Source organism: Caviibacter abscessus (genome assembly GCF_001517835.1).
GTDB lineage: Bacteria > Fusobacteriota > Fusobacteriia > Fusobacteriales > Leptotrichiaceae > Caviibacter > Caviibacter abscessus.
Window position 1 is genome coordinate 23594 of the sequence record NZ_LOQG01000036.1, and the last position, 14357, is coordinate 37950.

The following is a 14357-nucleotide window of genomic DNA, read 5'->3' on the forward strand; positions in this document are numbered from 1 at the left end:
CCGATTTTAAAATTGATTAATTCTTTTTAATATTCTGTTTTTTCCAATAACAGTTATGACTGTGTATAAGTCTGCACCTCTTGCCTTACCTGTAAGTACTGCACGAAGAGGCATAAGTGATGCTGCTGGACCTTCATTTATTTCATTTTGAATTTCTTGAAGTATTTCTTTTGCTCTATCAATAGAAATATTTTCATTTTCTTTTTCAATTTTTTCTTTAAATAACGCAATAGCTTTTTTCCCATTTTCACTATTTAAAGCTTCAAGTAATCTTGTTACAGATTTTCTTTCTTTTTTATTCATATCTTCAGTTACTATAGGCATAGAAAAAGTATCATTGAAATAAATATCGGCAGATTGTGCTAGCTCTTTTAATGTATGAGCTCCTTCTCTTAAAATTTCAACAATAAATTCTAGGTGTTCATAACTAATACTTGTCATATCATATAGTTTATCAAAATATGGTTTAGCTAATTGTGTTAATTCTTTGATATCTTTTAATCTCATGTGTTGATTATTTACCCAACCTAATTTTACTAAATCAAATACAGGTCCTCCAAGAGATACTCTATCAAAACTAAAGTTTTCTATCATTTCATCAAGAGTAAAAATTTCTTTATCTTCAGGCATGCTCCAACCCATTAATGCTAAGAAATTAAGCATTCCTTCTTTTAAGTACCCTTCTTCTTTATAGTAATTTAATGATACCGGATTTTTTCTTTTTGATATCTTTGTCTTATCTGCATTTCTTAAAAGTGGCATATGAAACCATCTTGGTTCTTTCCAACCAAATGCTTTATATAATTGAACGTGTTTAGGTGTTGAAGCTATCCACTCTTCAGCACGAATAACATCTGTAATTCCCATTAAATAGTCGTCCACTATATTTGCTAAATGATATGTAGGAAATCCATCTGATTTTAACAGCACTTGATCATCAATTTTACTATTTTCAAATACTATGTCTCCTCTTAATCTGTCTTTTACAATAGTTTGTCCATCATATGGCATTTTAAGTCTTATTATATACGGTTCATTATTATTTTTCTTTTTCTCTATTTCTTCTTTTGTTAATTTTCTACAATGTCCATCATAACCAGGAGCTTGATTCATAGCAATTTGTCTTTCTCTTAAACTTGCTAATCTTTCTTGTGTACAAAAACAGTAATATGCTTCTCCTTTATCAACTAATATTTCAGCATATTCTTTATACATATTCATTCTTTCAGATTGTCTATATGGACCAAAGTCTCCACCATTATCAGGACCTTCATCATAATAAAGTCCTAGCCATTTCATCGCATCAAATATTTGTTGTTCAGAATCAGCTGAAAACCTTGTTCTGTCTGTATCCTCTATTCTTAGTATAAATTTACCACCATTATGCTTTGCATAAGCGTAGTTAAATAATCCTATGTATGCTGTACCCACGTGTGGATCTCCTGTTGGAGAAGGGGCTATTCTAACTTTTACACTTTCAACTTCCATTTTTATCTCCTAATTATATATATTAATTGTAATTTTTAAAATTTTGTTATATTTTATCATAACTTTATACCTTTTTTCAATTAAAAATTAGGTAGAGATAGACTCTACCTAGTTTTATTTAACCGTTTCAGTTAATTTTTGTTTTAAATCTTCTATATTATCGCCATTTTCAGTATTTACATAAATATAGAACTTAATTTTTGGCTCTGTTCCCGAAGGTCTTACTATTATATGAGTATCATTTTCAAGTTTTAGGCTTATAACATTTTCTTTGGGAAGACCTGTCTCTTCCAGATAGTCAATTTTTTCAACTACTTTATATCCAAAAAGCTCTTTTTCAATATTATGTCTGTAATAATTCATAACTTCATTTATCTTTTGTTTACCTTCAATACCTTCAAGTGTTATGTTTATTACTCCTGATTTATAGTGTCCATATTTATCGTAAACTTTCTCAAGTTCTTTTACTATATTAGTTCCTTTTTTCTTATAAAATGCCGCCATTTCACAAACCAACATAGCTCCCAATACTCCATCTTTATCACGAGTAAAACTTCCGTATAACATACCGAAGCTTTCTTCAAAACCAAATAAGAAACTACCGTTTAACGCTCCTTCTTCAAATTGTTTTATTTTCTCTCCTATATATTTAAATCCTGTTAAAGTTTTTATAACTCTTATGTTTTTTATATTATCAACCATAGGTGTTGAAACTATTGTTGTAACTATTGTGCTATTTGTCTTTATATCTTTTTTATAATTTAAAATATAGTCTATCATAAGCATTCCAAGTTCATTTCCGCTTATATAATGTAGTTTACCTTTATCATTAACACATAAACCTATTCTATCAGAATCTGGGTCGTTGTTTATTAAAACATCAGTATTTTCATCCATTACTTTTATTGCCTGTTCAAAAGATTTTGGATCTTCTGGATTTGCATAATCTATAGTCGGAAAAGTACCATCTGGTTTAAACTGATTTTCTACAACTTTTACATTATATCCCATTTGAGTTAATAAAGTATATACCGTATTTCCTGCTGCACCGTGAAGTGGAGTGTAAACAACATTTAACTTATCTTTCCAATTTATGTTATTTATCGTAAGACTTTTTAAATCCTCTAAATACATTTTATCAATACTATCATCTAATATATTTACTTTTGCATTTTCATCATATTTAATTTCAGAAAAACTTTTTATAGTATCAACTTCATTAATTATTCTGCTTGCATGTGGTTCAACTATTTGAGCTCCATCTTCAAAATATACTTTATAACCGTTATATTCCTTTTTATTATGGCTTGCTGTTATTACTATTCCAACCATACATCCCAATTTTCTAATAGCATAAGAAAGTTCTGGAGTTGTTTTTATATCTTCAAAAACATATGCTTTTATACCATTTGATGAAAATACCTTAGCAGTATTCATTGCAAACTCATATGACATATTTCTTGGATCATAAGCTATAACAGCACCTTGACTTATTGCTTTTTCTTTATAATTTTTTAAAAGATAATTTGATATTCCTTGTGTTACTTTTCTTATAAGGTAAACATTCATTCTATTAGGACCTAATCCTATTTTACCTCTTATTCCTCCTGTACCAAAAGATAGTGTCGTATAAAAAGAATCTTTAATCTCATCTTCTGTCATATTTTTAAGTATTTCTTTATCTTCATTAGTAATATATTCATCATTTAGCCATCTTTCATATTCTTGCATTTTTAATAACACTCCTTTATTATTTTTTCAGCACATCTTATTCCGTCTACAGCAGCTGTCATAATTCCACCTGCATATCCTGCACCCTCTCCACAAGGAATTAATCCTTTTATGTTTGAATACAATTCATCATCTCTTAATATTCTAATCGGTGAAGAACTCCTACTTTCAACACCTGTAATTATTACATCATTTGATGCAAAACCATTTATTTTTTTATCTAATTTTATTAAACCGTCTCTTAAAGTTTCATTTATATATTCAGGAAATAAAACATTTAAATTTGTTAATTTATATCCTATACTATAACTTGGTTTAATACTTTTTAATGCTTTTGTTACTCTATTTTGAATATAATCCTCAACTAATTGAACCGGTGCCTTATAATCACTTCCACCTAATTCAAATGCTTTTTTTTCAAGATCTCTTTGAAATTTTACTCCTGCCATTAAATCATCTTCCAAGTCTTCAGGATTTACATTAACTAGAACTGCTGAATTTGCATTTTCTAAATCTCTATTATTATAACTCATTCCATTTATAGCTATATGACCTAATTCACTTGCAGCAGGAACTACAACACCTCCAGGACACATACAAAAAGTGTAAACTCCTCTTCCATTGTCAGTTCTTACATTTAATTTATATTCTGCCGGAGGAAGTCCTAAATCATCTCTTCCATACTGCATTTTATCTATCATTTTTTGTTTATGTTCTATTCTAACACCAACTGAAAATATTTTCTTAGTCATATTTATTCCGATATCTTTTAACATATAAAAGGTGTCTCTGGCACTATGACCTATCGCAAGTATACATTTATCAGTTTCTAAAATATACTCTTTTTCTTTTGTTAAAACTTGAAGAGAACTTAAATTATTATATTTATCATAGTTAATACCTATAACTTTATTTAAAAATCTGTATTCTCCACCTAAACTTACTATTGTTTCCCTTATTTTCCTTACTATTTTTATAAGTTCATCAGTTCCAATATGTGGTTTTGATAAATATGATATAGCCTCATCTGCTCCTGCAAGTATTAATTCATCTATTACTATTTTAATTCTTTCATTGTGTGAATTTGTAGTAAGTTTTCCATCTGAAAATGTTCCGGCACCACCTTCACCATACTGAACGTTTGATTCTGTGTTTAATTTACCTGTTTTAAAAAATTCATAAACATCCTCAACTCTTTCATCAACCTCTTTACCACGTTCAAGTATAATGGGTTTTAATCCTGCTCTCGCAAGTATTAATCCTGCAAAAATACCGGCAGGTCCACTACCTATTACAACAGGTCTTTTTCCTTTATATGAACTTAAATTTGGTATAATGTAGTTTAAAGGCTCAATTTTTTTTATAGTATTACCATTAATATATTGCTCTTCATTTTCTAACTCAACATCTATAGAATATACTATTTTAATATTTGATTTTTTTCTGGCATCTATTGATTTTGCTGATATTTTAAACTTTGTAATATCTGCATTTAATATCTTTTCTGCTTCTTTTTTTATATCTTCATTACTATGCTTTATACCTAATTTTATTCCTGAAATTCTAATCATTATTTTCTCCAACCAACATACCAGATGCAAATGCAAATTGTAGATTGTAACCGCCACATTCTCCATATACATCTAATATTTCACCGCAAAAATACAAATTATTTACTTTTTTTGACATAAATGTTTTATTATCAATTTCTCTTGTATCAACACCACCTGCTGTAACTTGTGCCTGTTTAAATCCCATAGTGTCATAGCATTTTATATTGTATCTTTTTATTATATTTGAAAGATTACTAAGTGTTTTATCATCTATCATATATACCATTTCATTTAATTTTTCAACTCCAGCTTGCTTTAATAAAAACTGCCCTAATTTTTTGGGTAAAACTGAAGTCAAAAAATCTGCTATTTCCAAATAATTTAATTGATTTCTTCTATTATATAACATTTCTTTTAAATTTTCTAAACTTATATTAGGCATAAAATCTACATAAAAATCAACCTCAAAACCATATTTAGGTATTAAATATGATAAATTAAATACAGTAGGTCCTGATATTCCATATGGAGTAAACAAAAGTTCTCCTATATCTTCTTTTAATAATTTATTATTTTTATACATACTAAGTCTTACATCAAGTCTTATGCCTTCAAGACCTTTTATATAGCTTTTATCAGCTTTTAATTGAACTAGTATTGGACTAAGTTTAGTTATACTATGACCAAATTTTTTAGCAATTTCATAACCACTACCGTCACTACCAAGTTCTTTATAACTAAAACCACCTGTTGCTAGCACAAGTTTTTTTGCTTTAATATCAAAAATACTAAACATACCATTTTCATTTTTTATATCCTTTATATCTACATCTAGTTTTATTGGTATATTTAAAAAATTAGCGTAATTTCTTATAGCATCAACTACTGATGCAGCTTGAAGAGAATTTGGATATATTTTTCCATTTTTACCTTCTACAGCTAAAATTCCCATTGTAGAAAAAAAATCAATAACACTTGAAACCGGATATTTATCAAAAAGATAATCAACAAAATTATTTTGATTTGAAGTATATTTTTTTGAATTAGCATTTAAATTTGTAAAATTGCATCTACCATTTCCAGTAGTAAGAACTTTTTTAAGTATCCTATCCTTATGTTCAAAAACTATAACTCTTTTGCCTTTTAGAGTAGCTTTTATCGCACAAAGCATTCCTGAAGCACCAGCTCCGATTATAGCAAAATCAAAAACCATATTTTTTTCCTTCTTCAACAGTCATTTTATATTTTTCTTTATCTGCTGCGAATATACAACCACAATAACATTGTCTATACACATCATATTGTTCACAAAGCTCTATTGATCTTTTATATCCATTATTTTTTTTGAAATCTGAAGGTAAATATTTAGTTTCATAAATATTTTGAATTGAAAAACCAATTTTATTTATCAGTTCACTGTTTTTCATAGGACTTAATGTTAATGCACTGCCAAAATAATCAAATCCAAGTTCTATAGCTTTTTTTGCAACTATATCAAGTCTATATGCAAAACATACTTCGCATCTTCTCCCGCCTTCTTTTTCAGTTTCCAAACCTCTTACTAACTTAAAAAATTCAAGAGGTTTATACTCTTCCTCTATATATCCTACATTATTATTTGTTTCTTTATTAAAATTTTCAATAAATTTTCTTTGTTCCATACTTCTTTTTCTATATTCATATTCAGGATGAATATTTGAATTTGCAAATAGTATTGTAATATTTGCATATTCACACATAAATTCCAAAGTATATGTACTACAAGGTGCACAACAACTATGAAGCAATACACTAGGTTTTTCATCATGTTGTTTCCATTTATCAATAACTTGAACTAGTAATTTATGATAATTTATTTTTTCATTTGGTCTCATTTTTTTTACTAAATCATCTGCATCAAACATTATTCATACACCCTTTCATATTAATTTTATTATACTTTGTAAAACTATCTTTTGTCAATTAATGAATTTCTATTTTATTATTTCTTCTTTTTTGGTATAATCAATTGATAAAATTAAGGAGACTTAGATATGTTAAAAGAATTTAAGGAATTTATTTCAAAAGGTAACGTAATTGATTTAGCTGTTGGGGTTATAATAGGGGGAGCATTTGGTAAAATAGTAGCATCTCTTGTAAATGATGTTATAATGCCAATAATTGGTCTTATATTAGGAAATATAAACTTTAGAGAATTAAAAGTTGTTTTAAAAGAGGCTAATGGAGATATTCCTGCATCAACACTTAATTATGGTGCATTTATACAAAATATTGTTGACTTTTTAATAATAGCTTTTGTTATATTTATTGTTATAAAACTTTATAATAAAGCAAAACCAGCTCAAAAAGTTGAAGAAGAAGTTCCAGCAGAACCAAAACTTACTATGGAACAAGAATTATTAACAGAAATAAGAGATTTATTAAAAAAATAAGGCATAAATTATTATGACTTTGATGAGAATAGAAGCTATCTATTCTCATTTTTTTATAAAAATAAGACATTACACTTTTGTAATGCCTTAATCTTTTTATTTATTTAATTGTTTTATAAATTCTTCTGCCCCTGCAACTTTTAATTGTTTAGCTGTTGTAGCCCATTTAAGTGCTGCCGCTTTATTTCCTTTAGCTGCTTCTACATATGCTAATCCTAAATTTGCATCGTTATTTTTGTCTCTTAATCCTAATTTATAGTATTTTTCAGCTCCAGTTGCATTATTATTATTCAATAAAAGTGTTCCTAACATTGTATTATTTGCTTTATGTAATTTTTTTAATCTACTTGCATAAACAGCTTCATCTTTTGTTTTACCAATTTTAGAACTTACAATAAATAATCTCATTGTTATTTCTGAATTATTTGGTGCTAATTTATCTACTTTTTGTAAATAGTTATATGATTTTGTTAATTCGTTTAATGTTAAATATCTTAAACCTATTGTATAAATTATTTCAGCTGATTTTGGTGCTAATTTTTCAGCAGAGTTTAAGCTATTATATCCTTTTGTTTTATCTTTAAGTATATCAAAATAATAATCTGATATTATTATATGTGTTCTTGCTGAAATTTCTGAAATATTTAACGCAATTACTTTATTTGCAAAGTTAAGTCCGTTAGCATTTCCACGAACTAACATATTTTCTGCTATAGCATATAAGAAAGTGGCAATAAAGTTTTTATTTGTATTTTTCATAGCAAGATTATATATTTCACTGTATTTATTTTTATTTTCAACTTTATCATATAAGTATGCTAATTGTCCTAAAGTTACAGCATCTTTACTTTCATATCTTGCATTTAACTCTTCAGCAAGTGCTACTCTTTCTTTGTCAGTACTTACCATATTTAATAATTGTCTATTTGCATATTTAGCTATATCAGTTTTTGATTCTTTATTTGCTGTTATTTTTCCTAAATACATTTTTATTTCTGCATCTGTTTTTGCAACAGTCTGTGCTAAGTGTAAGTTAATTTCTTCAAATTCTTTTTCTTCTCCTTTAACTAGTACACTCTTTTTTAGTAATTCTTGTGCTTCTTGTGTTTTTTTTGCTTCATATAATTTATTTGCTGCTTCTATATCTGCTTTTGGTCCTGCATATGTTAATATTGTAAACAATGCTGCCGATGTTAATAAAATCTTTTTCATTTTTAATTCCCCTACTTTCTCAAATCTTGTACTAACTCTGTTTTTTGTTCTGTTTTTTCGTCTACTTTTTTTATTATCTTAGCAGGCATTCCCGCTACTACAACACCTTCAGGTACATTTTCTGTAACAACTGCTCCAGCTGCAACAACAGAACCTTTACCTATTTTTACGCCTTCTAAAACTACAGCATTTGCTCCTATAACTACATTATCTTCAACAATTACCGGATCTGCTGATGGTGGTTCTATTACACCAGCAAGAACTGAACCGGCACCAATATGACAATTTTTACCTACAACAGCACGCCCTCCTAAAACTACATTCATATCAATCATAGTACCTTCGCCTATTTTTGCACCTATGTTTATAACGGCACCCATCATTATCACTGCTTTAGATCCTATTTCAACTTTATCTCTTATTATAGCTCCAGGTTCTATTCTTGCATCAATGTTTGTTATATCAAGCATTGGAACTCCTGAATTTCTTCTATCATATTTTAAATGATAATTTTTAAGATTGTTCTCGCTTATTATTTTTTTTATTTCTTCTATATCGCCATATATATGTTTCAAATCTTTACCAATTAATTTACAACCATAATTATTTATTATATTTTCATCAGTTATAAGCTCACAAGGTGTAGATTTTTTTGAATCTGCTATAAACTTAATAATTGCTTTAGATTTTTCTAATTCTGTCATTTTTATTTCCCTTCATTTTGGTGTTTATTAATTATACTATATATTAAAATAAAAGTAAATGTGCTTTAAACTCCAGTTTTTATTCATATACAAACAAACCTTGTTTTTTTTCTAGCAAAGTATGTGCCAATTTTATTGCACCTATTGCAAAAATTTTTCTTGAAAATGCAGTATGTTTTATTTCAATTATTTCATCTTCAGCTGCAAAAATAACACTATGTTCTCCAAATATATTCCCAGCTCTAACACTATGTATTCCCAATTCATTTGAGTTTCTTTTTCCGGTTCTATTTGTAACTATTTCTAAATCAGATCTTACATCTTTAATATTTTTAGCAAGCGTTTTGGCTGTCCCACTTGGAGCGTCTATTTTTCTGTTATGATGTTTTTCAATTATTTCTATATCAAAATTTTCTAAAAGTTGTGTAGCTAATTTTGCAAGTCTATTTAAAGCAAATACTCCTAAAGAAGTATTTGTTGCTTTAATTATATATATATATTTACTGTATTCTTCTATTAATTGTTCCTCTATAATACTATGTCCTGTTGTTGCTATTAATATAGGTTTATTTTTATTTTTTGCAAACTCTAATATTTTTTTTGTTGCCAAGTGATTTGAAAAATCAATTATAGCATCAAAATCTTCGTTAAAAATAACATCTTTTGTTGTATCTATCATTCCTGCAAATACATCAGGCTCTTTTATGCAATCTTTTACTATATTTGCCATAACGCCATTACCTGATATTAAAATTTTCATAGTTAAACACTCCTTTTATATTGACATTTCTTGTTTTCTATTGTATTATTTTACATATATTACACTACTTAATAGGAGGAAGACATGGTTAGTAAATCATTAGTTTTCACTGGTCCACAAGGGTTACATGCTAGACCAGCTGGTGCTTTAGTAAAAAAAGCAAAAGAATTTGAAAGTTCTATTCAAATAGTTTATGGAGGAAATAGTTTTAATGCTAAAGCTATTACTAAGTTACTATCTGCGGGTATAAAAAATGGTGCAGAATTAACAGTTACAGCTGAAGGTGCAGATGAAGAAATAGCTGTAAATTCAATTGTTGAATTTTTATTAAATGTTATAGATTAATAAATAAAAGGAGCAGATGCTCCTTTTTATATTTCAAATTTATATTTATCAAACTCTAAATATTTACATTTTAGCATCAATTCATCTTCCGGTTTGTAATTTCCATATTTATCATCACCAATTATACTAAGCCCTATGCTACTAAGTTGTACTCTTATTTGATGTTTTCTCCCGCTTATTAATTGTACTTCAAAAATTATCTTATCCTTTTGTATATCAATCACCTTAAATATGCTTTCAGCTATTTTTCCTTTATCACTTATAATTACTTTGTCCTCTCCTACATAAAGTTTATTTTTTATATGAAATACATCACCAATAGCATATTTACCGTTATTTTTAGTAATTGCTTCATATTTTTTTATAACTTTATTTTCTCTTATAAGCTGTGTTACATGTCTTAACATACTTGGCGTTTTACACCCTATAACCAAACCTTTTGTTTTTCTATCAAGTCTATTTGCAAAATTTATATTATATAATTCTGCTAATCCCTTACTATGCCCACTTCCCTTATGAATTGGCATTCCTGCTGGTTTATTTATTATTAATAAATTTTCATCTTCATATACTATATATTTATTATTATACTCTTTTTTTTCTTTTTTTATTAAATTAAATTCAAGTGAAGTTATATAAAGTTCATCGTCTATTTTTAATCTGTAATCTTGAGATACTTTTTTATCATTTACTTTTATTTTTGCAGTCCTAATAGCAGAAAATATTTCAGATAAGCTATTATTTTTACAATGTTTTCTCAAATATCTGTCAAGTCTTACATTTTCATATTCTTTATCAATTTTTATTTTCAAATTATCACCTTATTCAGAATGAATTTTTATACTTTCAACTAAAGCAATAAGCATAAAAGATGAAAGCATAGAACTACCACCATAACTTACAAAAAGTAGTGGTTTTCCTGTTACAGGTAAAAGCCCTAAAGTCATACCAACGTTTACAATAACATGAGCAAGAAATATTCCTGAAATCCCATAAACAATTAACTTACCATAATTATCTTCAACTAACCTGCTAACTCTTAATATAGAATAAATAAGGTAAAAATATATGAATAATAAAAACGAGGCCCCTAAAAATCCTGTTTCTTCCGAGATAACGGAAAATATAAAATCTGTTTGTGGTTCAGGTAAAAATTTAAGACGACTTTGACTTCCTTGTAATATTCCCATACCTGTAAATCCACCAGAACCTATTGATATCTTTGATTGAGTTACATGCCACCCTTTATTTTTTATGTCTTTTTCAGGATTTAAAAATACTTCAACTCTATTTTTTTGATAATCTGATAAAACAAATTTATATACAGGTACACTTAATACTATAACTGAAATTACTATTATTATTATAGGTTTCATATTTGCATCATTTAAAAACAATATACACATATATGAAAAACAAATTATTAATGTCGTACCTAAATCTGGTTGTTTAAGTAATATAACTAATATAGGTATTATAGGAAAAATTCCAATAAACATATCAATTATATTATTAATTCCATTTCTAAGCTTAACTATAATCCAATAAGCCATCACCATTATTACTATTATTTTAACAAATTCAGATGGTTGAAGTTGTATTCCTCCAACTGAAATCCATCTTTGAGCACCAAGTGTCTTTTTACCAAAAAACATTACGCTTAGCAAAATAAAGTACGAAAATCCATACAAATACCATATGTATTTTTTGCTTACGCTATAATCTATAAATAAAGAAAGTGCAATTATGATCGTTCCAACACCTATCCACATTACATTTTTGTATACATATGACATTGATCTTGACGCACTGTATACAAAAATTGTGCTTATAATTACAAGAATATATACAAGTATAACAATAGTTTTATCAAACTTAATTAATTTATCCTTTAATTTTTCTTTATTGTACGCCATCTGTGAGAACGTCCTTTTTTATTTTATTATAAATTATATTTTCTAATTTTATTTTTTTATTTTTTTCACTAAATTCCTTTAATTTAGAAGACATAAATTTAGGAAATAAATCATAAATTCCGTCAAAATATATTGATGTATAGTATACACAATAACTTGTATTTAAAGTTTTTTCAATTTTTTCATTGTATCCTCTAATAAAAATTAGAAAAACTATAACTATAAAAGATAATGCTATTCCTTTTATAATTCCAAATAGTCCACCTAATAAAGAATTAAGTGTTCCAAGTTTAATAACTTTTAAAAATTTATCAATTATTGAAACTATTATAGATAAAATTACATATATAATTAAAAATGAAATTATATAAACTATCACATTTGAGTATTTATAACCATATGATAAAAGAAGATTGTTTATTTTGTCATTAAATTTTGTAACTAAAAATAATGTGACAAATATTTTTGTAATTGAAAATACCTCGTAAATAAATCCTTTTTGTAGACCCTTAAACAACAGAATCAATATAAAAATTATAATTAACACATCTAAAATCATAAATTATTCTCCTTATATTTCTTATATACCCTTTTGCCTATAGAACATAATATCTCATAACTTATACTTGAAATAGCTTTTGCTATTTCATTTAATGTTATATGTTCACCAATAATTTCAACTTTATCACCAATTTTAACATTTTCATCAACTAAGACCATGAATTGATCCATACATATATTTCCTATTATTTTATAATACTTTCCATTAATATATACTTTTCCATCTTTTGAATAATCTCTTCTTATTCCATCTGCATAACCAACTGAAATTGTTGCAATATAATCATTTTTCTTAGCTTTATAAGTGTTTCCATATCCTATAAAAGAATCTTTATCAAGTTTTTTTACATAATTTACTCTTGAATAAAAGCTAAGTGCTTGCTTAAATAGACCTGTATCATCTCCACCATATATCATTATACCTACTCTATATAAGTCATAGTTTGTATATTTTTTAGCAAATTTAAAACTTCCATAACTATTTAATGCATGCTTAAATTCTATATTACTCGAAAGTGCAATATTATTAAATTTTTCAATTTGTTTTTTTGTATAATCATCATCAGATTCAGATACAGATAAATGAGTAAAAATACCCTTAGGATTTGATAATTTTATCGCTTTTCTTATATCATTATCATTAAATCCTATTCTTCCCATTCCAGTATCATATGCTAAATGTATATTACATTTTAAATTATGTTTATTTATATACTCTATATCTTCAAATGAACTTACAGTAAAATGAATACCGTATTTTGATAATGATTTATAATATTTTTTTTCAATTGGAGAAAGTATTAAAATATTTGTATTATTATTTTTTCTATATAGTTGCATTGCTTCCTTGTACGTAGCAACTCCGAACCATTTTATTCCTTTTTTTATACAAAGCTCATATATTTTAACGGCTCCATGTCCATATGCGTCTGCTTTTATAACCGCCATTAATTTTTGCTTAGGTACAAATTCAAATATCTTTTCTATATTATATTCCACATTTTTTAGATTGATTATAACTTGACTTCTACTCATTTTTCTTTTTTTCAACTATTTCAATAATTTTTTTAGTTACTTCATCAATATCCATTTTTGTAGTGTCTAAAACTATTGCATCATCTGCCACTTTAAGTGGTGAATTTTGTCTAGTTGAGTCCTGTTCATCTCTTTTCTTCATATCATATAAAATTTTTTCATAACCTATATTTTTATCTTCTAAATGTCTTCTTTTTGCTCTCTGTTCTAAAGAAGCAGTTAAAAAGATTTTTACTTTAGCATCAGGAAAAACTATTGTTCCTATATCTCTACCATCTAATATGATATCTTGCTCTCCTGCAATTTTTCTTTGTAAAGATACCATGTACTCTCTTACTTCTTTAATTTTTGAAATATCTGATGCTTTTTTTGAAACTTCATTTTCTCTAATTTCTTCAGATACATCAATACCATCAAGATAAAAAATATTTCCTTTTATTAAAATATTTAAATTTTCTAAAATACTTTTATCAAATTCTTTATTTTCTTTTATTAATTTTAAGGCTAGTAATCTATACATTGCTCCTGTATCAAGATGCTGTATATTTAATTTTTTTGCTATTATTTTCGCTATACTGCTTTTACCAGAACCTGATGGACCATCTATTGCTATAATCATT

15 protein-coding genes are annotated in these 14357 nt (G+C 26.8%); 2 read left to right on the forward strand and 13 right to left on the reverse strand.

The window, feature by feature from the left end; genetic code table 11:
* Positions 1-6: 6 nt before the first annotated feature.
* The 5 genes from gltX to AWT63_RS04605 all read right to left on the reverse strand — a co-directional run bounded on the left by gltX (position 7) and on the right by AWT63_RS04605 (position 6676).
* On the reverse strand, positions 7-1488 hold the full coding sequence (gene gltX, locus AWT63_RS04585) for a glutamate--tRNA ligase (RefSeq protein ID WP_068268641.1): 1482 nt from the start codon (positions 1486-1488) through the stop codon (positions 7-9).
* A 114-nt stretch (positions 1489-1602) separates the two neighbouring features.
* Complete coding sequence (locus tag AWT63_RS04590; RefSeq protein ID WP_068268642.1) at positions 1603-3219, reverse strand: phospho-sugar mutase; 1617 nt, start codon at positions 3217-3219, stop codon at positions 1603-1605.
* 2 nt (positions 3220-3221) lie between these two features.
* On the reverse strand, positions 3222-4790 hold the full coding sequence (locus tag AWT63_RS04595; RefSeq protein ID WP_068268643.1) for an NAD(P)/FAD-dependent oxidoreductase: 1569 nt from the start codon (positions 4788-4790) through the stop codon (positions 3222-3224).
* Positions 4783-5985, reverse strand: a complete 1203-nt coding sequence (locus AWT63_RS04600) for a BaiN/RdsA family NAD(P)/FAD-dependent oxidoreductase (protein WP_068268644.1) — start codon at positions 5983-5985, stop codon at positions 4783-4785. Before AWT63_RS04600 ends, AWT63_RS04595 begins: the two co-directional genes overlap by 8 nt.
* On the reverse strand, positions 5975-6676 hold the full coding sequence (locus AWT63_RS04605; protein WP_068268645.1) for an epoxyqueuosine reductase QueH: 702 nt from the start codon (positions 6674-6676) through the stop codon (positions 5975-5977). Before AWT63_RS04605 ends, AWT63_RS04600 begins: the two co-directional genes overlap by 11 nt.
* Before the next feature lie 129 nt (positions 6677-6805).
* Here AWT63_RS04605 and mscL point away from each other — a divergent pair, with 129 nt between their 5' ends.
* A complete protein-coding gene (gene mscL / locus AWT63_RS04610) occupies positions 6806-7204 on the forward strand; it encodes a large-conductance mechanosensitive channel protein MscL (protein WP_068268646.1) in 399 nt (132 codons plus the stop codon).
* 96 nt (positions 7205-7300) lie between these two features.
* Here mscL and AWT63_RS04615 read toward each other — a convergent pair whose 3' ends face one another.
* The 3 genes from AWT63_RS04615 to dapB form a co-directional block, all read right to left on the reverse strand.
* Complete coding sequence (locus AWT63_RS04615) at positions 7301-8416, reverse strand: hypothetical protein (protein WP_068268647.1); 1116 nt, start codon at positions 8414-8416, stop codon at positions 7301-7303.
* A gap of 11 nt (positions 8417-8427) precedes the next feature.
* Entirely contained in the window at positions 8428-9120 is a 693-nt protein-coding gene (gene dapD, locus AWT63_RS04620) for a 2,3,4,5-tetrahydropyridine-2,6-dicarboxylate N-acetyltransferase (protein ID WP_068268648.1), read from the reverse strand.
* Between the two features lie 79 nt (positions 9121-9199).
* Positions 9200-9880 carry a 4-hydroxy-tetrahydrodipicolinate reductase gene (dapB, locus tag AWT63_RS04625; RefSeq protein ID WP_068268649.1) on the reverse strand — a complete coding sequence of 227 codons (681 nt, stop codon included), beginning with the start codon at positions 9878-9880 and terminating at the stop codon, positions 9200-9202.
* An 84-nt stretch (positions 9881-9964) separates the two neighbouring features.
* On the opposite strand from dapB, the gene AWT63_RS04630 reads away from it, so the two are divergent.
* On the forward strand, positions 9965-10225 hold the full coding sequence (locus tag AWT63_RS04630; protein ID WP_068268650.1) for an HPr family phosphocarrier protein: 261 nt from the start codon (positions 9965-9967) through the stop codon (positions 10223-10225).
* Between the two features lie 26 nt (positions 10226-10251).
* On the opposite strand, the gene AWT63_RS04635 is transcribed toward AWT63_RS04630, so the two are convergent.
* From AWT63_RS04635 to cmk, 5 genes are read right to left on the reverse strand one after another with little or no spacing between them, the layout of a single operon-like run.
* Entirely contained in the window at positions 10252-11037 is a 786-nt protein-coding gene (locus AWT63_RS04635; RefSeq protein ID WP_068268651.1) for an RluA family pseudouridine synthase, read from the reverse strand.
* Positions 11038-11046: 9 nt separating this feature from the next.
* Positions 11047-12141 carry a rod shape-determining protein RodA gene (rodA, locus tag AWT63_RS04640; protein WP_068268652.1) on the reverse strand — a complete coding sequence of 365 codons (1095 nt, stop codon included), beginning with the start codon at positions 12139-12141 and terminating at the stop codon, positions 11047-11049.
* Positions 12128-12700: a CvpA family protein gene (locus AWT63_RS04645; RefSeq protein ID WP_068268653.1), complete on the reverse strand. Its 573-nt coding sequence runs from the start codon at positions 12698-12700 to the stop codon at positions 12128-12130. The genes rodA and AWT63_RS04645 overlap by 14 nt, the downstream gene beginning before the upstream one ends.
* Positions 12697-13752 carry an alanine racemase gene (alr, locus tag AWT63_RS04650; protein ID WP_068268654.1) on the reverse strand — a complete coding sequence of 352 codons (1056 nt, stop codon included), beginning with the start codon at positions 13750-13752 and terminating at the stop codon, positions 12697-12699. Before alr ends, AWT63_RS04645 begins: the two co-directional genes overlap by 4 nt.
* Positions 13730-14356, reverse strand: coding sequence for a (d)CMP kinase (cmk, locus tag AWT63_RS04655; RefSeq protein ID WP_068268655.1), 627 nt, complete (start codon positions 14354-14356; stop codon positions 13730-13732). Before cmk ends, alr begins: the two co-directional genes overlap by 23 nt.
* Position 14357: the final 1 nt, after the last annotated feature.